This window comes from Microlunatus phosphovorus NM-1, from assembly GCF_000270245.1.
Lineage (GTDB): Bacteria > Actinomycetota > Actinomycetes > Propionibacteriales > Propionibacteriaceae > Microlunatus > Microlunatus phosphovorus.
The window spans coordinates 4322501-4347441 of record NC_015635.1; the positions used below are offsets into that span (position 1 = coordinate 4322501).

Genomic DNA, 24941 nt, shown 5'->3' on the forward strand with positions numbered 1-24941 from the left:
GCAAAGTCAAGGTTGCGGCACCTCAGGACCTGGTTACCCAGCCGACCGGCCGCGACCCGGGGGGGTCGCTCCCCCGGTCGCTGCCGCCGCTGGTGGCCGTCAGCTGATAGGTGAATGCGGCGCTGGTGGCGATCAGGGTTGGCTCCGCGCTCACCCGCAGCGGGCTGAAACGGGCCCCTGGGATGATCGTCGACATTCGGGGAGCTGCAACAGTTCGACCCGAGATTCTTCCCGCGGGGGTACGACGGGCCTCCACCGCGAGGAGATGTCTGCCGGCGGGAGCGAGCTGACGATCCGGAGCCGACGCGAAAGCCATCGAGAAGTCGCCGTACGGCGTCAGAGTCGGCCCCATCGGTGACTGATGGTCTGTGTGCCGAGGTCCAGAATGCACAGATCAGGAGTCCGCAGCCTGGTCCAGGCATTCAGGTCCGGCTCGCGACCGGTGATCTCAGAGATCAGCAGCGTCCACGCTGTGCCATGTCCAACAAGCACGAGATCGTCACTCTCCTGGCCGACCAGTTGGACGACGGCTTCACTGATGCGTCGACGCGTCTGGTCGAGTGGCTCCCACCCGGGCCGAGCAGGCCGATCCGGCCGGCTGAACGCATCGAGGACGACTGCGCGGAACTCCTCATGAGTCTCGAACCAGTCCGATCGGTGCGCCTCTCGCAGTGTGGGCAACACTCGAACGGGACCGGTTGTCAGCAGACGTGCCGTGGCGACTGCCTTCGGCTCGTCCGAGCTGAACCACGCCGCTGTCGGAGCCCGGTCCTCCAAGAGGCTCCCCAGCCGATGCATCTCTTCGGTGTTCGCCGACGGGTCGAGCGGCCAGGTGCTCGCAGCTCGACCTGGCTGGATCTGAGGCCGGCCATGCCGGACCAGGTGAAGCAGCACCTGACCCATTCAACCGCAGTGGCACTCGACAAGTTGCTGGCGCATCCCCGATGACGGAGGATCAGCCAGCAACTAACCGAGCGAGGCCGGGAGTTCCTGCACCGTGCTCTTGAGCAGGCAGAACTCGTTGCCTTCAGGGTCTGCAAGCACGGTCCAGCTGACGTCTGTGTCTTGGCCGATGTCGACCTTGCGCGCTCCCAGCGCCAGCAGTCTTTCGAGCTCCTCCTCGGTGCTCACCCCGTCGGCCCGCAGGTCCAGATGCAGACGGTTCTTTCCCGACTTCGCGTCCGGAGTCGGTCCTACGTCGATGCCCGGCCAGCTCCCGTCAGCGGGACCGATGCACCACACGATGTCGTCCTCGACGTCATGGACGACCCAGCCGAGCACCGCACACCAGAACTCGGCGACCACTTGTGGCTGCTCTGCATCGATGGCCACCTGAGCGATTCGACTTGGCATAACCGCAGAATAGGCGGGCCGTACGCAGGTTGCGCCTGCGAGCGGCGCCGGCGCGCGACCGCTCTGTAGCGTGATCTCGACAAGGCCAGTCATCCCTCATCCAGGAGACACAGGAGCCGTCCGGCCTGCTTGGCGAGCGTCTCAGGGTGGTTTCGTGGCCGATCGCTCAGCAAGTCGCTGATCAGGATCCGCAGCCACGCACTTGCATGCATCCGCCGACATTCAAGTAGACGGTCTTGCTCGGCCCGGTTGAGGTCGAACAGGCATGTCAGTGACGTTGGGCTGAATCCGGCCTCATGCCAGAAGGCGATGTGTTCGACGATCTCGGCGAGTTCACAGGGGCGGTCGCTGCGACCGCAGTCCTCGAAGTCGACGATCTGTACGCGGCTACCGTCGTAGAGGTAGTTCGCCAGATTGCCGTCGCCGTGACCGAACACGGTTTGGCAGTCCAATGGGCCCTCGATCAGGGATGTTTTGGTCGCCCATTCCTGGCTCAGCCGCAGGGCCTGGACGACTGGTCTGGGAAGGTCGACGCCCGAGCCGATCGGCTCGTGCAGACGCGGGAGGACGTGCTCGGGGCGCGACCGGGCAAGCTCAAGGTCAGCGATTGCAGTCAAGGGCGGCGCGTACATGAGCGAGTTCAGCGCCGGGGCGAGGGCCGCCAGGTGAGTCTCGGACAGTTCCAAGCCCCGCAGTGGCTGTCCGACAAGCCTCTCCATCGAGATGACGGCCACCTCGCTGCTGACGTCTTCGCGGACTGGTCGTGGGGCCAGCCCGGGCGCATGCTCCAGCAAGAGATGCAGTCCCGCCCATTCGCGTCGCGCCCCATCGCGACAGCCGGACTGGAAACGCTTCACAACGACCTCGGCCTCAGCGTCGGTCGCATGAGTAGACCAGACGACTCCCATCCGCGCAGTCTGACATCTCGACATCGCCGAACGCCGAGAGCGGCCGTATCCCGCGTCCCCTTGCGGCCGCCCCGAGCACGTAGCGTTGGTGCGATGTCGACGGGGAACACAGCGGGAGCCACCCAGGTGCTGGGGATATCTGTCACCGATCGGCTCATATCGCGCTGGCGAGGTTGGTTCGCCCCACCCGAGCAGCCCTTCCGCACCGATCTGCTGAGTCCGGACCTGCAGGCCGCGATCCCCCAGCGTAAGAAGGAACCAACCGACGAGTGGCGCGACACGTTCTTCGTGTACGCGGGAACCTGGACCTGGCTGACGGAGGCCGAGTTCATGGACCTTCGCCCGGGCAAGCGCAGGTCGCTGCTGGCGGTCCGACGAAGGACGGTCCATCCGAAGCCCCTACCGGTCTGGCCGTCGGAACTCGCAACCGCCGGCGACAGGCTGATGTTCGACTGGATTGCCACCGGCGCGGTCCGACCCAGCCGACACCGCGCCGTCCCTGGACCCGTTTGGGAACGGGCAGCACATCGCCTACCCCGCGCACAGCAGTTGGCCGGGACCTTTCCGCACACCGGGTCAGGGCCGAACTGTCTCGGCACCGTTGTGGCGGCGACAGGCGCGGCCGATGCCGACAACAGGCAAGTCGCGCCACGAGAATTCAAGACCTGGCTCGAGCAACACGCCGAGCCGATCACCGGCACCTCACAGGACAACGAGCCAGGCGTCGTCTTCGTCTGGACGGAACACGGCGAGCTGGCACACGCAACCGTGACCATCGGTGATGGCTGGATGCTCACCAAGCCATCGCAAGCCTGGTCGAGCCCCCGCATGATCTGGACCGTACGGGAAGCCGTCAACTCCTGGCGATACCCCGACACCCGGCTGCTCCGGTATCGACTGTCCGACGGAAACTAGCGGCGGAGCGCGTCCCGTCGAAGGGTGGCAAGTCCCAGCCGAGCGCCGTTCGTCCGCGCCCTCGACGGACTCAAGGGATGGTCGCCGGTGCTGGTTTCGTCGATAAGGAGCAGTTACATCCCAGGGTCGCGGTTTGGCATGTAACTGCGCCTTTTCGGTGAGGGCTGCTCCTTTCGATGCTGCACTTAAGCAGTAGCAACGCACCAGTCGATGACGCCAGCGAGGCAAGCACGCCGGGACTCCAGAGTCGCCTACCTCCTGAACCACCGACGTCTCGCTACGCCGGCTCTTCAGTGGCATGAGAGTCGGTGAGGGTGAAGGCGCCGACTGTGGCGATGAGGCCGACCACGACAGCGAGCAGCGCATAGCTGATCCGCTCGCCGTGGAAGAACGACTGGACGAGATCGCTGCTCCAGACACCGGCCGGCAGCTGAGCGGTGACGAGTGCGGCGATCATGGTGCCGATCATCGCGGTGCCGACGCTGGTGCCGACCTCCTGGGCGGTGTCGTTGAGCGCAGCACCGATCGAGGTGCGGTTGTCGGGCATCGCATCCACGAGGGCGACTGCGCAGATCGTCATCACCGTTCGCATGCCGATGGTCATGGCGACCATGCAGACGGCAATGGCAACGTATCCGTGGTCGACGGCCAACGCCATGCCAGCGAGGGAGCCGGCCAGGAAGACGGCGCCGACCAGGCAAGCGATCCGATGACCGAACCGGTGCGCGAGCCACTCGGAGAAGGGCGTAGCGGCGATCATCGTCACAATCATCGGCAGGTTAGCCAGACCGGCACGGACGGGACTCCACCCGTACGCGTACTGGAAGTGCAGGATCAGCCCGAACATCACGCTGGCCATGGCGATCGAGGTGCCAATTTGGGCAATGGCCGCACCCCGCACGGTGCCATTGGAGAACAGGCTCAGGTCCAGCATGGGTGCTGCGCTGCGACGCTCGTGCCAGACGAAGAGGACTGCAGCAGCAATAGCGCCGATGACTGACGCGATGGTGATCACCGAAAGCCAGCCGTGTTCGACGCCGCTGGTCAGCGCATAGCAGGCGAAGCCGATGGCAAGCAGACTCAACGCGGCGCCTGGCAGGTCGAGTGCATCGTGGGTGAGATCTTCGGGCCGGTCAGCAGGCACGCCGAAGCGGACGCCGAGGCACGCGATCAGCGCGATCGGGGCATTCACCAGCAGCAGCCACTCCCATCGCACGTGGGCCAAGGCCGTACCGCCGAGCAGCGGTCCGAGGACGAAGCCGGCCATGCCGACCACGATCATCACCGTCATCGCCCGCATCCGTACCTGGTTGTCGTCGAAGAGGCGGAAGACCAACGAGTTGGTGATCGGAGCCATCGCCGCCGCAGCAATACCCAAGGCGGCCCGCAGAGCAATGAGCTCCCCGGTGGTGGTGACCGCGATGACGCACAGACTGAGCAGCCCGAAGACAGCGAGCCCTATCAAGAGCATGCGACGGCGGCCGAACCGGTCGGCCATGGATCCCGCGGTGAGCAGCAGCCCGCCGAAGGTCAGCGAATACGCGCCGACGACCCACTGCAGCGACGTCGTTCCACCGCCGAGATCTCGGCCGATGGTGGGCAGCGCGATGGACAACAAGGTGTTGTCGACCATCTCGACGAAGAAGGCCAGGCACAGAGCCGCCAGCGGGATCCAGGCAGCACGGAGAGACGGGTAGCTGCGGGACGGAACATGAGTGGCTAAAGCGCTCATGGCGAAACCTCCCATCGAATGCTGTTCGAGTATCGATCAACGTTCGATACGATAGAACAACGTTCGATGTGGGGCAAGATCTGGTTGGATGTGAGGCATGGCACAGTCCGGACTGGCACGATCTCGGCCGGCGCAGGCACGATCCCGATCGGGGCGATCCCGACCGTCTCAGGGACGTCGCCGCGCCTCGCACTCGATGGACGCCGTTCTCACCGAGGCGGTCGCCCTGCTCGATGAGGCAGGGGAAGCCGCTCTCACGTTTCGGGCGCTCGCGGACCGCCTGGGCGGCGGTGCAGCCAGCATCTACTGGTACGTCTCCAACAAGGACGAGTTGCTTGATCGCGCCACCGACCACGTCGTCGGTGCGGTACTGGCCGACATCGAGAAGCACGCGGCCACCGACGACCCCATCGCAGACCTCCGGGCGATAGCCACGACGCTCTTTGACGCCATCGTGCAACAACCATGGCTGGGCACGTACTTCATGCGCAACACCGATCTCCAGGTCAACGCACTGCGACTCTACGAACACATCGGCCAGCAGACTCTTCGCCTTCAGCTCACCCCGAAGCAGCGGTTCCACGCCGTGTCCGCCATCGTCGGCGTGGTGATCGGCAGCGCCGTCGACCTGGCTCAGGAGCCGCCGCCGGAGGTGCGGGAAGGGGCGGTGGATCGCGAGGAGTACCTCCATCGGTGGGCCCAGTCCTGGCGAGAGCTCGATCCCGAGGCCTTCCCGTTCGTCCACGAGATCATCGACGAGTTCGACGGCCACGACGACGCCGACCAGTTCCGCGCCGCCCTCGATCTCACCCTGGCAGGCCTGCGACTCCAGGCCGGAGCCTGAACTCCTAACCAAGTCGTCGCGTGATGCAGCGTCGGCGCCAAACACCGACTGCGCCCTCGGCAGCCGCGACCTCGATGATCAGTCCGGTGCGCGTCATCGCCAAATCGTAGAGTGTCAAGCACAGTAGGTGCGCTCGACCCAGCGGGGCAGCCGCCCCACGGTGAGCATGACGGGTTGATCTACTGGCGCAACCTCGCTGCCGTCAGCCCAAGTAGCCATCGGCACGATTGTTAAGACATCCCAAGTGCGTGAGCAACGCGCCGCCGCAGGAACCGTCGGCCGGCGGACCGGTGATCATCCGCGTCAGCGGATGATGGACGATGTCGAGTCATGACTGTGCCACTGCACGTACCGTGCTGGATCGAGTCGGATGGCGTTGAGGTCTGGCTCGTCGCCGGTCCTGGCCGGGGTCGGATTCCAGATCTTGTCGAGGCTGAACGTGTCGCCTCGGCCAGTGCCCGTCTGGGTGCCGTCCTGGCTGCGAACGCGGATGCCGACGACCCGGAGCGGGTCGGACAGCTGATGTCATCCGGTTACCGCCGGGTGTTCTCCATGGTCGAACTCGAGCGCGACACCGCACCCCTGGCCACCGTCTCAGCGCCGGGATCGATCGTCGCCGTGACGGACAACGACGCCGACGCGATGCACCAACTGACAACAGTGGTCTGGGCAGGGCGGCCCTTCTTCGCGATGCCAACTCTGGAGTCGTACCGCAGCTGGGTGCGAAACGCCGATCCTCGGCTGATGCTGCTCGCCTGGCATGACGCGGCGCTGATCGGCTACGTCGCCGTCAAAGAGGACCCCACCCGAGTGGAGGTCGTCGATATCCAGGTGCACCCACACCACCAGCGCCGCGGGGTCGCGACTGCTCTGTTGGCGCAGGTAGTGCAAGAGGCCCGACATCGCTGCAGCCCCCGCGTGTGGCTGGAGACGGAGGGGGACGACCCGGTCGGCGCGAGACGGTTTTACGAGCAACTCGGCTTTCGCCTCGCTGCCGAGCACCTCAGATTTCGCAAGCCCGCGGATACCACCGCAGACCCGGCGGCGGGACTCCCGGTCCTAGCAGAGCGAGGCGCCGGCTAAGACGTAGATCACCGGCACAAATCGGCCGAGGAACTGATGGAGTCCCCATTGCAGACTGGCCTCGGCCGTGCGGTAGGCGTCCTGACCATAGCGCTCGATGACACAGTCTCGGCTGCGGCGCAGCCGAGCCAGACGCAGCAGTTCGTGCGATACGACCTGGTTTCGTTCCTCGATGTACTCACGCCATTCGGTGCCGATGACATGCTTCCTGACGACCACGAAGCCCGCTGCATCGAAACCGGCTTCGAGGTCGCCCTCGACGAGATTGGCCACGACGTTGCCGAGGGGTTCATGGATCGAGGCCGTCTCGACAGGGTCGATGGGTCCGTGCAGGACATTGGTGTAGGCGATCAAGTGTCCGTCCGCGCGGAGCACTCGGCGCATCTGAGTCAGGGCGGTCGGGAGGTCGGGCAGTACCTCGATCACATCGCGGCACCAGATGACATCGACGCTGGCCGGCGCCTCGGCCAGGTTCTCGGCGACTCCACATCGGATCGTGATCCGGTCGGTCAGGCTGGCTTCCTCCACTGCGGTCTGGGCTCGCTGGACATGCCACGGCACCGGGTCCACGCCGATTCCGTACGCGTCGTAGCGGCGGACCAGCTCGATCAAGTGACGCGCGTCTCGACAGCCAACATCAAGGATTCGGTGGCCGACGCGAAGGTAGTCATCGGCGACGTCGTAGAGCTGATCGGGCCCGACCGGGTTGAGACTCGAGTCGAGATCTTCGAACAGACTCCAGAAGGTCTTGCTGTAGATCTCGGCCATATCCATGGAGCCCAGCATCCACGATGTGAGCTTCCAATCCCAGGGCGGCGCATCAGCCCGAGCCACGGCAGTGATCGACGTGGTCGCGTACGATCCCGGTTGGCCGAATGCGGCGACCGGAACAAATGGGCTGCGTGGAGCGGGCTGCGGTGGTGTGATCGTTTGCATGGCCACCGAGTTGAGCATTCCGGACCCCAGCGAGCTTGACGATGTCGTGGGCACCCTCCGCAGCTGGCAGCGCGACGAAGCTCCGATCCAGCTGCACCCAGGAGACCTCGGCTGGCACTGGCGGTTCGGTGCAGATGAGCTGGCGAGTACGGTGCGAACCTGGAGTCGGAACGGTGAGATCTGTGCGATCGGATTCCTGGACGGCCCGGATGTGCTGCGCATGACTGTTGCACCCGAGGTCTGGCTTGACGACGAACTGGCCCACGACGTGGTAACAGATCTGTCCGCCCCCGAGCGCGGCGTCCTGCCCGCCGGAAAGGTGTCGGTCGAGGTGCCCGACAGCACCCGAATCCAGGACCTGCTCTCGGAGTATGCATGGACTGCGGGCGATCCGTGGACGCCGTTGCACTTAGGGCTGACCGGACGTGTGGCCCAGACGGATCCGCGGATCGAGGTGGTCGATTCCGCCGAGCAGGTATCTGAGTGCACGGCGGTCCATCGGTCGGCTTGGGGATCTGAGGGTTTCACCGACGAGCAGTGGTACGCGATGGCGGACGGGTCACCCTTCGCCGAGGCTCGGTGTCTGCTCGGACGTGACGACCAGGGCATCGCGGTGGCCACGGTGACAGTCTGGGCGGCCGGACCGGGCAGACCGGGTCTGCTCGAGCCGCTGGGCGTGCACGCCAACCATCGACGGCGCGGATACGGTGCGGCAATCTGCATGGCTGCGGCCGCGGCGCTTCGGGAGCTGGGCTCGTCGAGCGCGCTCGTCTGCACGCCGAGCTCGCTTCAGAGCGCTGTCAGGACCTACGAGGCGGCAGGGTTCGAAACACGCTCCGAGCGTCTGGACCGGACGCGCGACGCCACGACCAAGCCTCTACTGCCGTAGCGGAATTGTGCGCTCCGGGAGGCACGGTTCTTGCCTAGGATGGAACCATGACGGCGCAGGCAAGGGCTATCGACCCGACCCCAGTGACCCCGCCGTGATCTTGGGCCTCCTTCCCGACCAGCACCACGCGCAGTTCTTGCGGAAGTACGCCATCGCCATCGAGCAGGCGAGACGGCCAGAGCAATATCGGATGCTCCAGGCGTTGCTTCAGCTGTGGCGACTTCGAGCGGTCGCCTACAGCGACCCTGCGTGCGCGTCCCGGCTTGGCTCGGCGGGCGCGGCAACAGCCGACGACGTACCGGCCGAGCGGCTCTTTCCCGGCTGGCCGGGGTGAGCTACCGGGTCGTTCGCGCCGCAGGCGCCGCCACAGCCAGCCGGCTCGATCCTGTCGAGTTGCTCGGCGATGTCCACCAGCCGATCCTGGCACGCCTCGTCGTACGCCGCGGCTGGGGCCTGGTCACGTCGGCGCGCGAAGGCCTAGCTGCTGGATGCCCTCGAGGTGCAGATCGGGCTTCGTGACCTTGCCGTCGGTGGGGTCGTAGAGGAACAGGCTTCCATCAAGGATGCCGACGAGCCGATCGTCGGGAAGCCACAGCAGGGAGCTCACGTCGCCGTACCCTCGCGAATCCGCAATGCGGGTGAGGACGTCACCGGTCCGAAGGTCCAGAATCCGCAGTTCGGCTGATCCGGACCGCGCCCAATTCCGCAGCACCGCATAGCGACCATCGCGGGACATGACGCCGCTCTCGTTGTCGTTGACCGGAGCGGGCCCGATCCGCCGCCGTACGCCGGTGTCGCGGTCGAGGAGGTACCGGCTGCAGCGCAATCTGTCGTCGCAGTCGGTGATGAGAATCGCGGACGTACCGACGGCCAAGACCTCACCGCGGGTGAGCCGCCGCGGACCGTTGGGTGTCATGACGTAGTAGCCGCCGGAACTGGACAAGATCAGCCCACCGCGACCGTCGGTCTGGACAGCATCGGCCGGGTAGGACGACGGACCCCGATCGGCGTCGGCCGGTCGGCCCTCCAGGTCGGTCAGCCGAGTGGTCGGAACCTCGCCCCGATACGTGGTGACCCACAACCGGCCGGGCGGTCCGGGCCAGATGGTCTCCGGCGTTGCCAGTCCTTCGGGCAGGGCCTCAGGCCGTTTGCCGTCGTACACCCGGAAGCCGTCGGCAGCGTCGCCCCAATCCCGGACGATGATTTGACCGCGGTCCACGATGAAGATCTTTGGGCCGCCGGAGGACGAAGCCGGAGTGTCAATCGCGGTGACCAACTGCTTGGCGGTTTGGATGCGGTAGAGCCGGTTGTCCGATCGTGCGAATAGATCCAGGTTGGTGTCGTCGAGGAACCCTCGGATTCGCCACTGTTGACCCGGGGATGGTGATGACGTGGGCGTAGGCATTGCGCTCGGCGTCGGCAGGGGTTGATTGGTCGGCGTGGTCGACGGCGCGGGACTACTGGCAGGCTCGTGGTCTCTGGTGTTGTTGTAGATCGCCAGGCTCGTGATTATCACGACCGCGCCCGCAGCCACGGCGACGAGACGTCCCCGCTTAGCGCCAGCGGGCCGAGACGGCGGACCGAGATCGAGCGACTCCACAAGGGTCAGTATCTGTCGACTGTCATACAAGACGACGCCGGGGCAGCTGGGCGCGTATGCCCGCAGCGGAGCGGCTCGAGTTCGACGAGATCGATATCCGCCAGGGTGCTCCATAAGCTCCGCGATGCGCACCTCGACGAGGTGCTGGTCGGCGGGTACGAGCGCGGCGTACTGGTCGCAGGCGACGTCGACCCAGGTGAGGCATAGTCGGGCACGTCAGGCTTCAGCGTGCGGTTGAGGTGCGGCCAGCATGGACACCATTGCTCCCCGCAGGCTCGAGAGGAGACGTTATGGGTGCTCCGAAGGGCTCGAAGCACAATTTCGATACCTAACTAAGCCTAACCCCACAATAGTCTCATATGCGTGCGTTGCGACTTAGGAGATGAAGTAATAGATGAGTTCCGTAATCGAAGTCAAGGTGCCGGATATCGGCGACTACCAAAATCTACCGGTGATCGAAGTCGTCGTCAAGATTGGTGACACCGTCGATAAAGACGATCCTCTAATTACCCTTGAGTCGGACAACATGATGATCGAGGTGCCAAGCTCCGCCGCGGGAATGATCAAGGAAATTAAGACCAAGGTCGGCGATAACGTATCGGAGGGTTCTCTCATCCTCGTGTTGGACGCGTTGGACGCTACACCTGTCTCGACCTACTCAGGTCAGCTGAGTTAGAGCCTGCGAGTCTGCTCAGGCGCCCGACTGTTCAAGTAGGCCGACGCCATCGGGGGTAGGTCTGCGGGGCGAGCAGCGCGCGTTCCAGTTCGACGGGTAGTCCGTGGGTGGGACGGTCTCCGCGTTGGGTCGGCCATCCGTCAGCTTGGAGCCACACCCAAGTGTCGGCAACCGTTTCTACGATCGGGCGGCACCGCAGACCTGCGGCGAGTGCTCGCGATGTGTCGGCCTCGAGGAAGCCGGCGAACTCACCGGCTTCGGGGACCCAGCACGGTAACTGAGTCCACGGCTGAACGCCGACTGCTGCCAAGTCTGCCTCGGAGATCCAGTGGAACTCAGCGTCGGACCCGGTGGCGTCCTTGCAGCTGGACAGCAGTTGCTCCGTCGTTGCGTGGCCAGATTCGCTGATAACGTCGATCGGGCCCCGGAGGTCCGTGGTCAGCGCGTACAGCATCCAGCCGGCGAGGTCGCGGACGTCGACGTACTGCAGGGGTCGCCGTGGACGCCCAGGAGCCACGACGGCGCCGCCCTTGGCGATCCGCGCGAGCCACCACGGCAACCGCCCGACGTCCTCGTAAGGTCCGAGGATGAGCCCGGCCCGGGCCAAGACGGCGTCGGGAAACGCAGCGATCACGCCGAGCTCGGCTCCTCGCTTCGACGCCGGACAATCGCCGTCGGCCGCACTGGCCTCACCGTCGACCAGCGGTGAGTCTTCATCTCGATGGGTGCCCCAGGCATAGACCGAACTGCTGGAGACGTAGGCGTAACGCTCAGCCGATCCGGCCAATGCTGCGGCTGCGGTCGTTGCCACTATCGGCGCCCCAGACCAGGTATCGATCACGGCGTCGAACGAGCGCCCGACGAGGGCAGCGCGCAACTGCTTCTCGTCGGTACGGTCTGCCACCAACGATGTCACCGCGGCAGGCAGGTCGCCGGTGAGGCCACGGTTGAGCGCGGTGACGTGCCAGCCGTGTGTCAACGCCTCGGTGAGGATGGCCCGCCCTACGAATCGGGTTCCACCCAGCACCAGTAGGTCCACGTCATCAGTCTGCGCCCCCAACCACCACGAGTTGCACACCACTGCAAGCAGACCGTCCAGCGGGAAGTGAGATGTCGGTTCGAGCTATGGTCCAGCACGATCGGATCGGAGGTCCGCAAACTCGTCAAGGGACACCGGAAGGAGTGCGGGTGGTGGATGAGATCCTGGGAATTCCGCTGCGCAGCGACCTGGTCTCGACCTGGCGAGGATGGTTCGCCCCACCGGTGCAACCGTTCCTAGGTGTATTGACCTCGCCGTTCAGCCGCCAGCTTGATCGTTCACCGCCCCAAGCGTTGTCGCAGACCGCGAGGCGGACTGCGTCAGCGAGACTGAAGGTCTGCACCCCCCGACCTGCTCGCCATCGTCAGGATTCGTCGGCGGGCTCACCACTTCAACCTCGGCTCACGCCACAGCCATGCCTTCTTGGGATGCGGCAGGTGAGAGCGGTACAGGTGAGTACCGGCGTCAGCGATCCCGACATGTGCACCTAGACGATGAAAGGGCCCCGAAAGTGATCGACGCCCACTCCCACCGGTCAGGTCGGTGAAGCAAGGGGTAACGAGCCGCCGAGTCCCTCACCGGGACGCCCCAGACACATCGATCACCGAAGAACCCTAGCGGCCCCGGTTGGAGCGCCGATTGAGCAGGCAAGGTCGCCGCAAGTGGAACGCCGATCGGGACCTGATCATCGGACGCTGACTCTCTGCTGCTTAGGTTGAGGAGTGGAGGAGTTGGAGGTCACTCGCGCGAAGTCGGCGGCTATCTCTGTCAAGGGCCAGCAGAACTTGACCACTGGCGGTCTTGATGGCTGACCGGTGGCGGTCACGAGAAGTGCACGGTGGTGGCCATGGGTTCTGCCCGGGGTTGGCCACCGTCCGGCCTTGGTTCAGCTGCTCAAGGGGTTCACCCCCTGGCCGGCGAGTGCTTGGGTGAGGCGGACCGAGTCGCCGGTGGTCTGGCAGATGTGGGCGTGGTGGAGGAGCCGGTCGACGGTGGCGGTGGCCAGGGTCTTGGGCATGAGCTCGTCGAAGGCTGCTGGGTGCAGGTTCGACGAGATCGCGATGGAGCGTTTCTCGTAGCCGGCGTCGACCAGCCGGTAGAGGCCCTCGGTGGCGTCGGCGGCGACCGGGAGCAGCCCGATGTCGTCGACCACGATCAGGTCGGCCCGTAGCACCCGGGCGATCGCTTTGGTGACGGTGTCGTCGGCGCGGTGCCGGCGCAGCAGCACCCCGAGGTCTTCCAGGGTGAACCAGGCGACTCGTAGTCCTTGTTCGACGGCGTGCTGGCCGAGTGCTTCGAGCAGGAACGTCTTCCCGGTGCCCGACGGTCCGCAGACGACGAGGTTCTCGCGGCGGCCGATCCATTCCAGGGTGCGTAGCGCTTGCTGGGTTGGTGCTGGGATCGACGACAACTGGGGGTCCCAGCCGCCGAAGGTCTTGCCGGTGGGGAACCCGGCCGCGGTGCGGCGGGTGGCCAGGGCGGAGCGTTCCCGGCCGGCGACTTCCTCGGCGAGCAGGATCCGCAGCACCTCGACCGGTTCCCAGCGTTGTGCTCGGGCGGTGGCGATCACCTCCGGCGCGGCGCGGCGGATATGGGGCAGCCGCATCCGCCGCAGCAGCTGCTCGACATCGGCCGGCAGCGGCGGCGGTAGCGGTGCCCCGGCTTTCGGGACCGCGGCAGTGGTGGTGGCGGTCATCGGCCAACCCCCTGACTGCTGGTCACCGGGCTGCTGGTCATCACCTGGCTGTTGGTGACGGGTTGGCCGAGTTGTGCCCAGCTGAGGGTGCCCTGGGCCAGGGAGTGCTGGTCGCCGGCACGACGCGCCGCCGACGGCTGGTCGGGTCGGGGGTGGCGGGCGTGGTGGTCGAGGATGGAGGCCAGGTCGGCCTCGGCGAACCGGCCGTGGACGGCGGCGTGGCCGAGTGCCCAGTCCACGTCGCGGGCGTCGAACAGGCGGGACAGATCGACGGCCTGGGCCATCTTGACCCGCATCTTGCCCGTGCCGGCAGCTGCTGCCTCGCGCAGCCACAGCACCGCCCCGTCGCCGAGGGCGAGGAACGCTGACTCCGCCGGGTTCTTCGCTTTCGGGGCCCGGTCCAGCGGCCCGGCCGGGGCGGGCGGGAAATGGCTGTCGTCGACCCGGGGGCTGCCGGGACGGGTGCGGTCGTGCCGGGCGATCTCGACCGGCCCCCGGGCCGGGTCGACATAGGTGATCACGACCTGCTCATCGACTCCGCCGACCCCATAGCCGCGGACCCACACCGTCTTGCCCAGCAGGCTGGTCCCGCCGAAAGGCTCCCCATCGGGGCCGGCCAGCCGGTAAGGCACCGAGTACTGGCCGCCCTCGAAAGTGACCATCGGCGTGTTCGCCGGCACGATCCGGGTCGTGCCGAACGCCACCGTGTAAGGGACAGCGGCGACCGGATGCAGCCGGGCCCGTTCCTCGGCCAACATCTCCACCGGTGGCCGCCGGGTGATCCGGTGCGGGCGGGCGTTGACTCCGGTCTGGAACACTCCACAGGCCTTCCGCAGCTCAGCGAACGAGGCGTACTCGGGCAGCAGGTTCGCCTCCGTCGGCACCAGATCAGCCTTGCTGACCCGCACACTGGCCTCGCTGCCACCCTTCGACGCCGGATCCGCCGGCACACAGGTGTGCACGGTCACCGCGTAATGAGCCGCCCACGCGACCAGCTGCGCGTTACGGACCGGGATCCCGGCGATGTGGTCGGTGGTGACGGTCTTCTCATTGTCGGTCAGCACATAGGTCGGCACCCCACCCACCAGCCGGAACGTCTGGTCCAACGCGGCGAACACGCTCGGCAGCGTCTTGTCCCGCAACGCCAGCACGACCCGGAAACGGGACCAGGCCAGCCACGCGCAGAACAACACCGTGGCGACCCCGGCGACCATCGGGCCCTGCCCATAGTCGTACTGCAGCCACATCCCCGGCTCCGGGACCCATGGCCGGTGGACCCGTAACCGGCCATCACGGTAGGCCTGCTTCGCCTCCGCGACCGCGCGTCGGGTGGTCCGTTCCGACCCGGCATAGCCCATCGCGACCAGCTTGTCATGGGCCACATCCGCGCGGACCTTCCCGCGGGAACGCTCGACCAGCTCCTCCAGCTTCGGCAAAAACTCATCAATCAGCTGCGGCCGAACCACACCGTCGGCGACCGCACCACCCGCGGCGCGGGCCTCCACATAGCGTTTCACCGTGTTCGGCGAACACCCCGCCAGCTCGGCGGCATCACGCAACGACCTGGTCAGGTCGTAGGCATCCAAAATCTTCATGATCTCCTCGGCAGACTTCAACTCATCCCTTCCTCGGGTAGCGATCGGGCGCATCAGCACCGCTCATCGCACCCGAGGAAGGAGCCCAAACCCGGCAACCCGGGCAGGCAGACGACATCGTGTCGGGCAGATCCCATGACCGTCAGCGTTCAGTTCTCATGGCCGCCAACGATCAACTTCTTGGCCGTCTCCGTTCAGTTTCTCGTGGCCGCTGACATATCTCCATCGCGGCGTCGCTTGGCCTGGCAGCGGACGAAGCGATCGTTCTCCATAGTTCGAACAGGCTGACGCTACGGGTGACGCCGTGCGACGTCCTCGCCCGGGTCACCCGCGTCGGCGAGGAGGACGCAGGTCTTGAGTTGCAGCGTGCACAACGACTCGCGGAGGCCGGATGCCCAGTCGGTGCCGTGGATCCGCGTGTGGATCCGCTGGTGTATGTGCGGGATGGTTACGCGGTGACGCTCTGGGCGTACTACGAGCTTGCGACGCCCACCGCGTTGCCCGAGGACTACGCCCGGGCGCTGACGCGCTTGCACGCCGGCATGCGGACAGTAGATCTGCCCAGCCCGCGGTTCACAGATCGGATCGCGGAGGCGCACCACGTTGCGGCGAATCCCGCCCTGTCCCCAGAACTTGCCGGCACAGATCGCGAGCTCCTCGCCGGCCGGCTTGCCGACCTGCGGCGGAGGGTCGACCTGCCGGGTGCAACCCAGCAATTGCTTCACGGCGAGCCGCATCCCGGCAACGTGCTCGGCACGAAACAGGGCTCGGTCTTCATCGACTTCGAGACGATCTGCCGCGGACCGGTCGAGTTCGACCTCGCCCATGTTCCCGAGGCTGTCTGTGAGCACTACCCCGCCATCAACCAGGAGCTCCTGAACGCGTGCCGACAGCTCGTCCTTGCGATGGTCGCAGCCTGGCGTTGGAGGGTCGGCGACGAGTTCCCGAATCGACGGCGATGGGGGCAGGAGTTGCTGCGATCACTACGCGAGGGGCCTCCCTGGCCAACCCTCGACGCCTTGAGCAACCAACTCGAGGGCCCGTAACTCAGCCCTCCAGCTCTGACCGCTCTGAGCGCTATCCAGGATGATGGGGTGGTGCCGGACATTGATGTGGAGCCATATCTCGAAGCTGTCGTGGAGACTGCCCGGGACGTGCTCGGCGCCGGGTTCGTCGGTGCGTACGCGGCTGGTTCGCTGGCTTTGGACGCCTTCCAACCTGGTCGCAGTGATATCGACATCGCCGTGCTGTGCCGCGACCAGCTGAGCGAGGCGGCAAAGCGGGAGTTGATCGCTCGATTGCGACACGGCGCCCTGCCGTGTCCGGCGCGAGGGCTGGAACTGGTCGTCTACACCGTGGCGGCGGCACGGTCGGGCACCCCGGAACCGGGCTTCGAGCTCGAGTTGAACGACGGCGCGGCCATGCCGTTCCGGCAGACTCTTCATCCTGCGGACCGTCCGGCGGCTGACGGGACGTTCTGGTACGGGCTCGACCGCAGCATCCTGCATCAAAGCGGTCGGGTGCTGGCGGGCCCACCAGCATCCGAGGCATTCGCCGATCTGGCGGCGGATGATCTGCGGAGTCTGCTTGTCGACTCGCTGCACTGGTGGATGGCGCTACCCGGTCCGACTGACGATCGACCCACAGCCGGAGCCGAGGACGCGGTCCTCGGGGCATGCCGGGCGCTGGTCCGATACCGCTACGGGGAGTGGCTGTCCAAGGTCGACGCCGGCCGGCAGCTACTCTCGACCGGCTACCAGCCGGTCGAGGTGATCGAGCAATCGATTGCCGCCCGCTCCGGTGAGCCCTCACCCTCGAGCCGGCAAGCACGGGCCTTCCAGAACGGCGTCCTGAAAGACATCTCGACGTCCTGAGGTGTCGTTCGCGGATCCGCCTACAGCGGGCCGGGACTCGGGGATGTGCTCGGAGGGTAGATTGATGGCGACTTTGAACCAGGCCTCACACACCGTCAGCTATCAGATGCGACCGTCAGCAGGAGATGTACGCCAGTGTCGATCAACGCCATCACCCTGATCGTGGAGCAGCCCAGCACGATTGCCCGCCGCCTGCACGACGCGTTCGGCTGGACCATCACGCAGGACTTCGGCGCGTTCGCTGAGCTGACCACGGGGAACGGCGCCGTCCTGTGGCTGAACGTCCCGAGCGGAAGCACGACCGCACTCCAGCAAGGGGTGCTTGTGCACTGCCGGGTCGACGACGTCACGAACGCTGTCAACAAGGCGCGCACCGCCGGCGCCACCATCCTGCGCGAGCCCACGGTCATGGACTATGGCATGGAATCGGCCTGGGCACAGGTCCAAGACGGACCGATCGTTGACCTCACCCGGCCCTTGTAAGCCGCGGCCGCCCCAATGCCGGCACTGAGACGCCCGCGCTGCCACTCGGTCGGTAGCACCTCCCGACGATGCTGGTAGTCCCGATCTTGCGGCGTCAGATGCGGCCGGTCTCGTGGGCCCACATGGCGACTTCGACGCGGTTCCGGGCGCCGAGCTTTCGCATCAGGCTGGCGAGGTGGGCTTTGACAGTGCTTGGGGTGATGTAGAGCTCACTGGCGATCTCACTGTTGGTGCGGCCCTGGGCTACCGGCACGAGGACTTCCTCCTCGCGGGCGGTGAGCGGTTCGATCGGCTGCCTCGGTGGTGTGGTCTGGGCGTGGGCGAACGCTGCGAGTAGTCGGACGGTCACGCTGGGTGCGATCAGTGCGTCTCCATCGGCGGCGGCGTGGATGGCCTGGGTCAGCAGGGCGGGTCCGGCGTCCTTGAGCAGGAATCCGCGGGCGCCAGCTTTGAGCGCTCCGTGGACGTACTCGTCGAGGTCGAAGGTGGTGATGATCACGATCGGCAGGGGGTCGGTGACCTCCGGACCGGCGAGGCGTCGGGTGGCCTCGATGCCGTCCATCAGCGGCATGCGGATGTCGAACAGGCCGACGTCCGGGCGCAGCTGGAGCGCCAGGCGTACGGCCTCGCGCCCGTCTGCGGCCGCGCCGACCACCTCGATGTCGGGCTGGGCGTCGAGCAGCATCGTCAGCCCGGTACGCACGATGGGCTGGTCGTCGGCGATGAGGACCCTGATGCTCATTGCGACGTCCCGGTTCGGGGCAGGACCGCCTCGACCCGCCAGCCCCGCTCGGCGGCGGGGCCGGCGTGGAAGGTGCCGCCGAGCAGTGAGGCACGTTCCCGCATGCCCACCAGGCCGTAGCCTGCTGCGGCACGGCCACCGGCGACGGAGCCGTCGTCGTCGATGGTCAGCCGTACCTGGTCGGCGTCGCCGGTGACGGCGACCGTGACCTGGGTCGCGTGGCGGGCGTGCCGTCGAGCGTTGGTGATGGACTCCTGGGCCAGGCGGTAGATCGCGGCCCCGACCGCCGGGCTGAGGTCGTCGAGCTCGCCGGAGAGCCTCACCTCGACGCAGGGACGCGTCTGGTCATCGGTGGCGAGCTGCTCGACCTCGACTACGCCGGGCTGCGGCGCGAACTCCGTGTCCTGGGTGGCGCGGAGCACGCCGACGACGGCGCGCAACTCCGTCAGGGTCCGAGTCGCTGCATCTTCGATGACAGTCAGAGCCTCGACGGCACGCTCGGGGTGGGATGCCGCGACAGCCCGTCCTGCTTGGGCCTGGATGGCGATGCCCGAGACATGGTGAGCGACGGTGTCGTGGAGTTCACGAGCGAGCTGTTCACGTTCGCGGGCCTTGGCCTGGTCGATGTCGCGGAGGCGGACCTTCGCGCGATAGCGGACGGCGGCACCGAGCGCGGCGGCGGACAGGAAGACCGCGTACCCGGTGAGCGTCTCCCACAGGCTCATGGAGTCGGCGACGCAGGTGATCGCCAGCCATCCCAGGATGATGCCGAGACCGCTTACGGCTTCCCGACCGGAGCCCCACCGGAACAGGGCGTACGCCAGGATCAGCACCGCGGCAACGCTGTTCAGCAGCACGCCCTGCGTGCCGGTGAGGATTCTGACGAGGTCGACGATCGTCAACGTGCCGAAGCAGACCGCCACCGCGACCAGCGGGTGCGTACGTCGCCACAGCAAGGGGCCGAGGACCGCGAGCACCGCGAGCAGCAGCAGCGGGAGTGGCGCCAAGTCCTGGAGAAGCACCACCTCCACCACGGACCAGCCGGCCAGTCCTGCGACCAGGACCCAGTCCCACAGACCCCGGTCAGAGGCACCGGTGGGCCGAGGTTCGGCCCACAGCGAGCGAAGTGCGTCGGTGGCCACCTGATCAGCGTAGACAGCCCGGGTGCTCGGCGTATCGGCCGAAAGTATGAGAGCGCGGCTGTGCCAACGGTTAGCTCGACTCTGACTCCGGGGCTGATGTGCCCGCCGCCGGCAACCGTGACAGTGGATGCACCTATCCATCCAAGCCAAGGAGCATTCCGATGAGAACGCCTCAATCCCCCACCACGCTGGAGAATCCGTCGTCCCGGAGCACGCTGGAAGACCTGCGCCTGCCCGTGCGGGCCAAGCTCGCGGCAGCCTGGTCGAGCCTCATGTTCCTGTATGTCTACGTGGACATCCTCAATTTCTTCAAGCCCGGCGTGATCGACGACATCCTGGCCGGCATCGTCCACGAGTTCGACACCGGCCCGACCTTTGTCGCCCTTGCACTCACACTCATGGCCATCCCGAGCCTGATGATCCTGCTCTCCGCGACATTGCCCGCCCGCCTCAACCGCATCGTCAACCTCGTCGTAGCGGCACTCTTCATCCCCGTCACGATCTACAACGTGGCCGGGGAGGAGTCCTGGGCGTACGCCTACTTCTACGGACTCTCCATCGGACTCGAGCTGCTGCTCCTGGCCTTCATCCTGCGCACCGCCTGGACCTGGCCACGTCACACCACATCACCGGCGGCCCCGGCGGCCAGCCTCGGCAGCGAGCCGCTCCGTACGCCGTAGCAGTGAATCTCACCAACTTGTCGGATTCCATAAGCCCGCGGGCACCAGCGACCAAACCCAACTGCTCGCCGTCGAGCCCAAGTCAGATGAGAGCCAGCGTTCAGGCGTCATCTGAATCAGGTGCTCATGCCGGCCCAACTCGGTCGTCGTGTCGGTCGTCTTCGGCCCGCGGGCGCGAGACGTACGATCCTTCCGTCTCATCCGCGGTCATTTGTGACCCACGGGCGTGAACCGCACTCCGCCATGCATGGTCAGGATCGGTTCGAGTGTCGCGGGTGCCGCAACTCGACCGCGTGGGTTCAGCTGGACTGACCGACTATCTCCACGCCGCTGCTGCCGACGCCCGCCGTCACTCACCGACCCATGTGTGCGCGGCGCATTTCGTCGGCAAGTTCTGGGTTGCGGGATTCGAGGTGGGCCACGATATTGCTGGCGACGTCAGTTGACTTGTTCTGGCTGAGTTTCGCGCGCGCGTCGAATCGCGTCACTCTTATGCGCAGGCCAACGGTCCCCTTCGCGGTCCGCCTGGTCCCGGCCTCGTCCTCGCTGAGGCTCCGGCCGCCGGGCTGGTGTTGTTCGAAGTGATCGGTCAAGCGGGACAGCATCTGATAGTTCTCCTCGTCACTGAGGATCTCGGGGATGCCATAGAGGTGCGCGGTGACGTGGTTCCACGTCGGCACGAGATCGCCGGGTTCGTACCAGCTCGACGACACATAGTCGTGGGGTCCTTGGATGATGACGAGGACCTCGTGCTGGCCGAGTTCATGGAGAACCTCGTCCGGCCGGCCGAAGTGGCTGACGATGGAAAGGGCATCGCCGTCTTCGACCAGGACGGGATAGTGGGAGGCGATCAGGCCCTGGTTGGTGGGTGACACGAAGGTGGCCCACGGGTGCTGGCGGATGAGCCGCCTCACCTCGTGGGGATCGGTCATCAGGTAGTGCGGCGTGTGGCGCATCAGTTGTCTCCTTTCCGGTACAGGCGGGTACGGACGGCCAGGCCGGCGCAGCCGATGACGGCGACACCCCCAACTATCGTGGCCCAGCTGAGCAGCTCGTGTAGCAGAAGCCCAGCCCAGGCGATGCTCATCACAGGTTGCACCAACTGGACCTGGCTGACTTGGGCCATCGGCCCGATCGCCAGTCCGCGATACCAGGCGAAGAAGCCGAGGAACATGCTGACCACCGCGAGGTAGGCGAACGCGAGCCACTGCTCCGGCGTTGCGGATGGCGGCTGCTGAAGGAGCGAGACACCCGCCAGTGTGACCATCAGTGGCGAGGCCAGTACGAGAGCCCACGACACCGTCTGCCAAGAGCCCAGCTCGCGAGCCAACAGCCCTCCCTCGGCATACCCGACCGCAGCGGCGAGGACCGCGCCGAACAGCAGCAGGTCCGACCAGTGGAGGTGGCCGAGCCCACCGCCTTGCAGGATCGCGAAGACGACGGCGGCGACCGCACCCAGCGCCGCGAACGCCCAGAATGACGCGGCGGGCCGCTCATGGGTACGAAGGACGGCCATGACGGCGGTCGCAGCCGGCAGCAGGGCGATCACAACAGCGCCGTGACTCGCCGGCGCGGTGGTAAGTGCGTACGAGGTCAGCATCGGGAATCCGACGACCACGCCACCGGCGACGATCCCCAGCCGCGCCCACTGCCCGCGACGGGGACGCCGCTGGCGAGTAATCGACAACGCCAACGCGGCCAAGATTGCGGCGATCACGGCGCGCCCTGAGCCGATGAACAGCGGCGACAGCCCGCCGACCGCGACCCGCGTGAACGGGACTGTGAACGAGAAGGCGGTGACGCCGACCAAGCCCCACCACAAGCCAGAATGTCCGGGTAACACCGTGAAGCGAGAAAGGATAGCGCTACTCTGATCTTTCATGAGTCAGGATAGCACTGATCGAATCGTTGCGGATCTCCGACGGTGGATTTCCGGTGCTCCTCCGGGTGCACAGCTGCCCTCGAATCGCGCGCTGACAGCTCAGTACGGGGCCAGTCCCGTCACCGTGCAGAAGGCGATGCGGACTCTCGCCGCACTGGGCCTGATCGAGAGCCGCCCCGGCATTGGCACGTTCGTGCGAACCGTCCGCGCGTTGGGTCCGGCCGACCTCGGGTGGCAGACAGCTGCACTCGGCGCTCCTCCTGCCCGTCTGCCCACTCTGGCGACGCCGCAGCGTACGGCGGCCCCGGATGCCATCGGTCTCCATTCCGGCTACCCCGCCCATGACCTGCTGCCAGCGCGGCTGGTGCGCGCCGCGATCAGCCGAGCAGCGCGTACTGAGGCCGCCCTCACCCGCTCCCCCGCCACCGGGATGCCCGAGTTGCGATCCTGGTTCGCTGCCGAGCTTGCGCGTACGGCCCCCGCCGCGGTTACGCCGGCAACAGCACGCGACGTGCTGATCCTCTCGGGTAGCCAGAGCGGCCTGAGTTCGATCTTCCGAGCCCTCATCGGCCCTGGTCAGCCTCTGCTCATCGAGTCACCCACCTACTGGGGAGCGATCCTGGCCGCCGCACAGGCCGGGGTCACGCTTGTCCCGATCCCAGCCGGGCCGGACGGGCCGGACCCGGACGAGATCGACCGGGCGTTCACGCAGACCGGCGCCCGCGGGTTCTACGCCCAACCCACCTATGCCAATCCCACCGGCGGTCAGTGGCCGGTCGAAGCCGGGCAGCGCGTCTTGGACATCTGTCGCCGCCACGGCGCCTTCTTGATCGAGGACGACTGGGCGCACGACCTCGCCATCGACACCGACCCCCACCCGATCGCCGCACACGACCACGACGGCCACGTGATCTACCTCCGTTCCCTCACCAAGAGCGTTTCGCCGTCGCTGCGCGTAGCCGCGGTGATCGCCCGCGGACCGGCACGAGACCGCATCCTCGCCGACCGCTCGGCCGAGTCGATGTATGTCAGCGGCGTGCTCCAAGCCGCAGCCCTCGACGTCATCACTCAGCCCGGCTGGCGCACCCACCTGCGAACCATTCGTCACCAACTCCGCGCACGCCGCGACTTACTGATCACCAGCATCGGCGACCATGTCCCGCAAGCGCACCTCGAGCGGCCCCCGGTCGGCGGACTCAACTTGTGGCTCCGGCTACCCGACGGGACCGACCTCGACACTCTCACTCGCGCCTGCGAAGCTCGCGGCCTGATCATCGCCGACGGCCGCGAATGGTTCCCCGCCGAACCGCCCGCCCCCTACATCCGACTCAACTTCTCCGGGCCTGACCCCGACCGCTTCGCCGAAGCCGCCGCGATCCTCGGCAACACGCTCACCAGTCGGTAGCAGCCACCCAGACATCCTGTCCGCGAAGTCGTCGCCTCTGCCGCGACCGAGCGCCGCTTCCTCCCTGACGAGGCAGGCGACCAAGACAACAGGACCCGAGATCAGTTCCGTCATGACGCAGGACAGAAGAGTCGATCTAGGTGCTGGTCAATGGCCGCGAGCGCTGCTTGCGGTTCGATGACGTTGAGTTCGAGAAGCGGTGCGAAGCCAGTCAAGGCAAGAATGAGGTCCGTCTCGATCGCCGGGTCGCGGTCCAGGGCTATCTGCCCGTCGTCCATCGCCTGCCGGATGAGGCGTTCGACCCTTGCGCGCCCGCCGCGTAGTCCGACGACAGCCTGCTCATGCAGCACCGGGTCGTGCATCGCTTCGAGAACATAGGCCGCGTTCATACGGCTGGTAGCCCGAGCGTCAGGTCGAAGAGGGAGAAGCTCGACGAGAGTTACTCGCAGCACGTCGCGAGGATGCGGAGGTTGGTCGAGCGAATCCATGCCCTGTGTGACCCGCTGCGACGTCTGATCGGCGGCGAACTCCATCGCAAAGGTCAGCATCTCCCCGCGGGAGGAGAAGTAGTGCTGTAGCTGCCCCAGCGAGACTCCCGCTTCGCGGGCGACTTCGCGCATGGTCGCTCGCGCCCAGCCCTGCTGGTCGACGACCGCCCACAGCGCATGGGCGATGGTTTCGCGTCGCTCGCGATGATCGACCTGCCTAGGCACCAGACCTCCCGTTTTCCAATACGCGTGACATAATACAGGTGACTTGAATGCCCAGAAGGGAGGGGTTGATGACGGAACCCGACTCGGGGCCACCCCTCACGTTCTACAACCCCGCGGCCTTCGCGTTCGACACCGACGTGGTGATCGCGCTGATCGCCGACATGCGGATACGCAAGGCGATCGAGCGCGGTGAGTTCGACAATCTGCCTGGCAGCGGCAAGCCGCTCGATCTGCCTGACCACCATGACCCCGATTGGTGGTTCAAGAGCCTCATGAAGCGGGAGGGCCTCGTGATGTCGCCGCCGTCCATCGAACTCCGCAAGGATGACGCCGCGCTGGACGAGCAACTCGATCAGCTCTCGAACGAGGTGGCCGTGCGCTGTGAGATCGAGCAGTTCAACCAGCGGGTTATCCGTGCCCGCTACCAACTCCCAATGGGGCCGCCTCTGATCACCATGCCGCGTGACATCGAGGCCACCGTGGCCGCGTGGGCCGATCGCAGAGCAGCCCGAGCCGAGAAGGCTCGCAAGAAGGCCGAGGAAGAAGCCACGATGCGTGAGGAATCTAGGGCGAATGACCGCAATCGCCGACGACTCCTCCGTAGGCGAACCCGTCGATCGCCGCGTCACGGCCCCAATGCCTAGTCAAGGCTCAGGCCGCGCGAGATGGCTGCTCGAGGTGGGCGACCGGCAACTCCCTTTGATTCGTCACGACGGCCCCGTCTCGTTGGTGACCGCGGCGGCGGTGTGCCCGC

Annotated in this window: 27 protein-coding genes; 12 read left to right on the top strand and 15 right to left on the bottom strand. The window is 66.4% G+C overall.

All coding sequences use genetic code 11. The annotated features are described in order from the left end of the window. Window positions 1-22 precede the first annotated feature (22 nt). From MLP_RS28130 to MLP_RS27555, 4 genes are all read right to left on the bottom strand, one after another. A complete protein-coding gene (locus MLP_RS28130; protein ID WP_013864889.1) occupies window positions 23-196 on the bottom strand; it encodes a hypothetical protein in 174 nt (57 codons plus the stop codon). Between the two features lie 140 nt (window positions 197-336). Further along, window positions 337-894, bottom strand: a complete 558-nt coding sequence (locus MLP_RS19495; protein WP_172641601.1) for a histidine phosphatase family protein — start codon at window positions 892-894, stop codon at window positions 337-339. Between the two features lie 72 nt (window positions 895-966). After that, window positions 967-1332 (bottom strand): VOC family protein, encoded by a 366-nt coding sequence (locus MLP_RS19500; protein ID WP_013864892.1) that lies wholly within the window; start codon window positions 1330-1332, stop codon window positions 967-969. A 110-nt stretch (window positions 1333-1442) separates the two neighbouring features. Beyond that, window positions 1443-2261, bottom strand: a complete 819-nt coding sequence (locus MLP_RS27555; RefSeq protein WP_013864893.1) for a phosphotransferase — start codon at window positions 2259-2261, stop codon at window positions 1443-1445. Window positions 2262-2354: 93 nt separating this feature from the next. Between MLP_RS27555 and MLP_RS28380 the strand changes: the two genes are divergently transcribed. Then, a complete protein-coding gene (locus MLP_RS28380) occupies window positions 2355-3176 on the top strand; it encodes a hypothetical protein (protein ID WP_041790308.1) in 822 nt (273 codons plus the stop codon). Between the two features lie 277 nt (window positions 3177-3453). Here the strand turns inward: MLP_RS28380 and MLP_RS19515 are convergent, their stop codons facing one another. Beyond that, window positions 3454-4908, bottom strand: coding sequence for an MFS transporter (locus MLP_RS19515; protein WP_041793041.1), 1455 nt, complete (start codon window positions 4906-4908; stop codon window positions 3454-3456). Window positions 4909-5104: 196 nt separating this feature from the next. On the opposite strand from MLP_RS19515, the gene MLP_RS19520 reads away from it, so the two are divergent. Beyond that, entirely contained in the window at window positions 5105-5752 is a 648-nt protein-coding gene (locus MLP_RS19520; RefSeq protein WP_041790310.1) for a TetR/AcrR family transcriptional regulator, read from the top strand. A 330-nt stretch (window positions 5753-6082) separates the two neighbouring features. Continuing rightward, entirely contained in the window at window positions 6083-6835 is a 753-nt protein-coding gene (locus MLP_RS19525; RefSeq protein ID WP_013864897.1) for a GNAT family N-acetyltransferase, read from the top strand. On the opposite strand, the gene MLP_RS19530 is transcribed toward MLP_RS19525, so the two are convergent. Beyond that, window positions 6812-7609 carry a class I SAM-dependent methyltransferase gene (locus MLP_RS19530; protein WP_013864898.1) on the bottom strand — a complete coding sequence of 266 codons (798 nt, stop codon included), beginning with the start codon at window positions 7607-7609 and terminating at the stop codon, window positions 6812-6814. The two genes, MLP_RS19525 and MLP_RS19530, sit on opposite strands and share 24 nt — an antisense overlap. Window positions 7610-7628: 19 nt before the next feature. Between MLP_RS19530 and MLP_RS19535 the strand changes: the two genes are divergently transcribed. Beyond that, entirely contained in the window at window positions 7629-8660 is a 1032-nt protein-coding gene (locus MLP_RS19535; protein ID WP_231851347.1) for a GNAT family N-acetyltransferase, read from the top strand. A gap of 94 nt (window positions 8661-8754) precedes the next feature. Then, a complete protein-coding gene (locus tag MLP_RS19540) occupies window positions 8755-8994 on the top strand; it encodes a DUF6247 family protein (protein WP_013864900.1) in 240 nt (79 codons plus the stop codon). Window positions 8995-9117: 123 nt separating this feature from the next. On the opposite strand, the gene MLP_RS19545 is transcribed toward MLP_RS19540, so the two are convergent. Continuing rightward, window positions 9118-9879 carry a TolB-like translocation protein gene (locus MLP_RS19545; protein ID WP_156821230.1) on the bottom strand — a complete coding sequence of 254 codons (762 nt, stop codon included), beginning with the start codon at window positions 9877-9879 and terminating at the stop codon, window positions 9118-9120. Window positions 9880-10654: 775 nt separating this feature from the next. On the opposite strand from MLP_RS19545, the gene MLP_RS19550 reads away from it, so the two are divergent. Further along, complete coding sequence (locus MLP_RS19550; protein WP_013864902.1) at window positions 10655-10936, top strand: biotin/lipoyl-containing protein; 282 nt, start codon at window positions 10655-10657, stop codon at window positions 10934-10936. A 31-nt stretch (window positions 10937-10967) separates the two neighbouring features. On the opposite strand, the gene MLP_RS19555 is transcribed toward MLP_RS19550, so the two are convergent. The 3 genes from MLP_RS19555 to istA form a co-directional block, all read right to left on the bottom strand. Next, window positions 10968-11975, bottom strand: coding sequence for an NAD-dependent epimerase/dehydratase family protein (locus tag MLP_RS19555; protein WP_013864903.1), 1008 nt, complete (start codon window positions 11973-11975; stop codon window positions 10968-10970). Between the two features lie 886 nt (window positions 11976-12861). Beyond that, window positions 12862-13671, bottom strand: coding sequence for an IS21-like element helper ATPase IstB (gene istB, locus MLP_RS19560; protein ID WP_013862440.1), 810 nt, complete (start codon window positions 13669-13671; stop codon window positions 12862-12864). Further along, complete coding sequence (gene istA, locus MLP_RS19565; protein ID WP_041791596.1) at window positions 13668-15287, bottom strand: IS21 family transposase; 1620 nt, start codon at window positions 15285-15287, stop codon at window positions 13668-13670. Before istA ends, istB begins: the two co-directional genes overlap by 4 nt. 275 nt (window positions 15288-15562) lie before the next feature. On the opposite strand from istA, the gene MLP_RS19570 reads away from it, so the two are divergent. The 3 genes from MLP_RS19570 (at window position 15563) to MLP_RS19580 (ending at window position 17623) form a co-directional block, all read left to right on the top strand. Next, window positions 15563-16312: a phosphotransferase enzyme family protein gene (locus MLP_RS19570; RefSeq protein ID WP_013864905.1), complete on the top strand. Its 750-nt coding sequence runs from the start codon at window positions 15563-15565 to the stop codon at window positions 16310-16312. A 51-nt stretch (window positions 16313-16363) separates the two neighbouring features. Continuing rightward, entirely contained in the window at window positions 16364-17140 is a 777-nt protein-coding gene (locus tag MLP_RS19575; protein WP_041793048.1) for a hypothetical protein, read from the top strand. Between the two features lie 135 nt (window positions 17141-17275). Further along, window positions 17276-17623 (top strand): VOC family protein, encoded by a 348-nt coding sequence (locus tag MLP_RS19580; RefSeq protein ID WP_013864907.1) that lies wholly within the window; start codon window positions 17276-17278, stop codon window positions 17621-17623. Between the two features lie 94 nt (window positions 17624-17717). On the opposite strand, the gene MLP_RS19585 is transcribed toward MLP_RS19580, so the two are convergent. Continuing rightward, the gene (locus MLP_RS19585) at window positions 17718-18365 is read right to left on the bottom strand and encodes a response regulator (protein ID WP_013864908.1); all 648 of its coding nucleotides are present in this window, start codon (window positions 18363-18365) and stop codon (window positions 17718-17720) included. Beyond that, the gene (locus MLP_RS19590; RefSeq protein ID WP_013864909.1) at window positions 18362-19507 is read right to left on the bottom strand and encodes a sensor histidine kinase; all 1146 of its coding nucleotides are present in this window, start codon (window positions 19505-19507) and stop codon (window positions 18362-18364) included. The genes MLP_RS19585 and MLP_RS19590 overlap by 4 nt, the downstream gene beginning before the upstream one ends. 161 nt (window positions 19508-19668) lie before the next feature. Here MLP_RS19590 and MLP_RS19595 point away from each other — a divergent pair, with 161 nt between their 5' ends. Then, window positions 19669-20187, top strand: coding sequence for a DUF6326 family protein (locus tag MLP_RS19595; RefSeq protein WP_041790319.1), 519 nt, complete (start codon window positions 19669-19671; stop codon window positions 20185-20187). A gap of 353 nt (window positions 20188-20540) precedes the next feature. Here the strand turns inward: MLP_RS19595 and MLP_RS19600 are convergent, their stop codons facing one another. Both MLP_RS19600 and MLP_RS19605 read right to left on the bottom strand, forming a co-directional pair. Then, window positions 20541-21143: an FMN-binding negative transcriptional regulator gene (locus MLP_RS19600; protein WP_013864911.1), complete on the bottom strand. Its 603-nt coding sequence runs from the start codon at window positions 21141-21143 to the stop codon at window positions 20541-20543. Then, window positions 21143-22069, bottom strand: a complete 927-nt coding sequence (locus tag MLP_RS19605; RefSeq protein ID WP_013864912.1) for a DMT family transporter — start codon at window positions 22067-22069, stop codon at window positions 21143-21145. Before MLP_RS19605 ends, MLP_RS19600 begins: the two co-directional genes overlap by 1 nt. Here MLP_RS19605 and MLP_RS19610 point away from each other — a divergent pair. Continuing rightward, the gene (locus MLP_RS19610; protein ID WP_013864913.1) at window positions 22068-23474 is read left to right on the top strand and encodes an aminotransferase-like domain-containing protein; all 1407 of its coding nucleotides are present in this window, start codon (window positions 22068-22070) and stop codon (window positions 23472-23474) included. The genes MLP_RS19605 and MLP_RS19610 overlap by 2 nt on opposite strands. A 110-nt stretch (window positions 23475-23584) precedes the next feature. Here MLP_RS19610 and MLP_RS19615 read toward each other — a convergent pair whose 3' ends face one another. Then, window positions 23585-24187, bottom strand: coding sequence for a TetR/AcrR family transcriptional regulator (locus MLP_RS19615; RefSeq protein ID WP_013864914.1), 603 nt, complete (start codon window positions 24185-24187; stop codon window positions 23585-23587). Between the two features lie 68 nt (window positions 24188-24255). Here MLP_RS19615 and MLP_RS19620 point away from each other — a divergent pair, with 68 nt between their 5' ends. Continuing rightward, window positions 24256-24831 carry a DnaJ family domain-containing protein gene (locus tag MLP_RS19620; protein WP_172641602.1) on the top strand — a complete coding sequence of 192 codons (576 nt, stop codon included), beginning with the start codon at window positions 24256-24258 and terminating at the stop codon, window positions 24829-24831. The last annotated feature ends 110 nt before the right edge of the window (window positions 24832-24941 follow it).

Excerpts from the sequence above, each read along its gene's own strand:
- MLP_RS19585 (WP_013864908.1), bottom strand. The coding sequence starts at position 18,365 with ATGAGCATCAGGGTCCTCATCGCCGACGACCAGCCCATCGTGCGTACC.
- MLP_RS28380 (WP_041790308.1), top strand. The coding sequence starts at position 2,355 with ATGTCGACGGGGAACACAGCGGGAGCCACCCAGGTGCTGGGGATATCT.
- MLP_RS19530 (WP_013864898.1), bottom strand. The coding sequence starts at position 7,609 with ATGGATATGGCCGAGATCTACAGCAAGACCTTCTGGAGTCTGTTCGAA.
- MLP_RS19605 (WP_013864912.1), bottom strand. The coding sequence starts at position 22,069 with ATGAAAGATCAGAGTAGCGCTATCCTTTCTCGCTTCACGGTGTTACCC.
- MLP_RS19620 (WP_172641602.1), top strand. The coding sequence starts at position 24,256 with ATGACGGAACCCGACTCGGGGCCACCCCTCACGTTCTACAACCCCGCG.
- MLP_RS19515 (WP_041793041.1), bottom strand. The coding sequence starts at position 4,908 with ATGAGCGCTTTAGCCACTCATGTTCCGTCCCGCAGCTACCCGTCTCTC.
- MLP_RS28130 (WP_013864889.1), bottom strand. The coding sequence starts at position 196 with ATGTCGACGATCATCCCAGGGGCCCGTTTCAGCCCGCTGCGGGTGAGC.
- MLP_RS27555 (WP_013864893.1), bottom strand. The coding sequence starts at position 2,261 with ATGGGAGTCGTCTGGTCTACTCATGCGACCGACGCTGAGGCCGAGGTC.
- MLP_RS19600 (WP_013864911.1), bottom strand. The coding sequence starts at position 21,143 with ATGCGCCACACGCCGCACTACCTGATGACCGATCCCCACGAGGTGAGG.
- MLP_RS19550 (WP_013864902.1), top strand. The coding sequence starts at position 10,655 with ATGAGTTCCGTAATCGAAGTCAAGGTGCCGGATATCGGCGACTACCAA.
- MLP_RS19610 (WP_013864913.1), top strand. The coding sequence starts at position 22,068 with ATGAGTCAGGATAGCACTGATCGAATCGTTGCGGATCTCCGACGGTGG.
- istB (WP_013862440.1), bottom strand. The coding sequence starts at position 13,671 with ATGACCGCCACCACCACTGCCGCGGTCCCGAAAGCCGGGGCACCGCTA.
- MLP_RS19520 (WP_041790310.1), top strand. The coding sequence starts at position 5,105 with ATGGACGCCGTTCTCACCGAGGCGGTCGCCCTGCTCGATGAGGCAGGG.
- MLP_RS19595 (WP_041790319.1), top strand. The coding sequence starts at position 19,669 with ATGAGAACGCCTCAATCCCCCACCACGCTGGAGAATCCGTCGTCCCGG.
- MLP_RS19525 (WP_013864897.1), top strand. The coding sequence starts at position 6,083 with ATGACTGTGCCACTGCACGTACCGTGCTGGATCGAGTCGGATGGCGTT.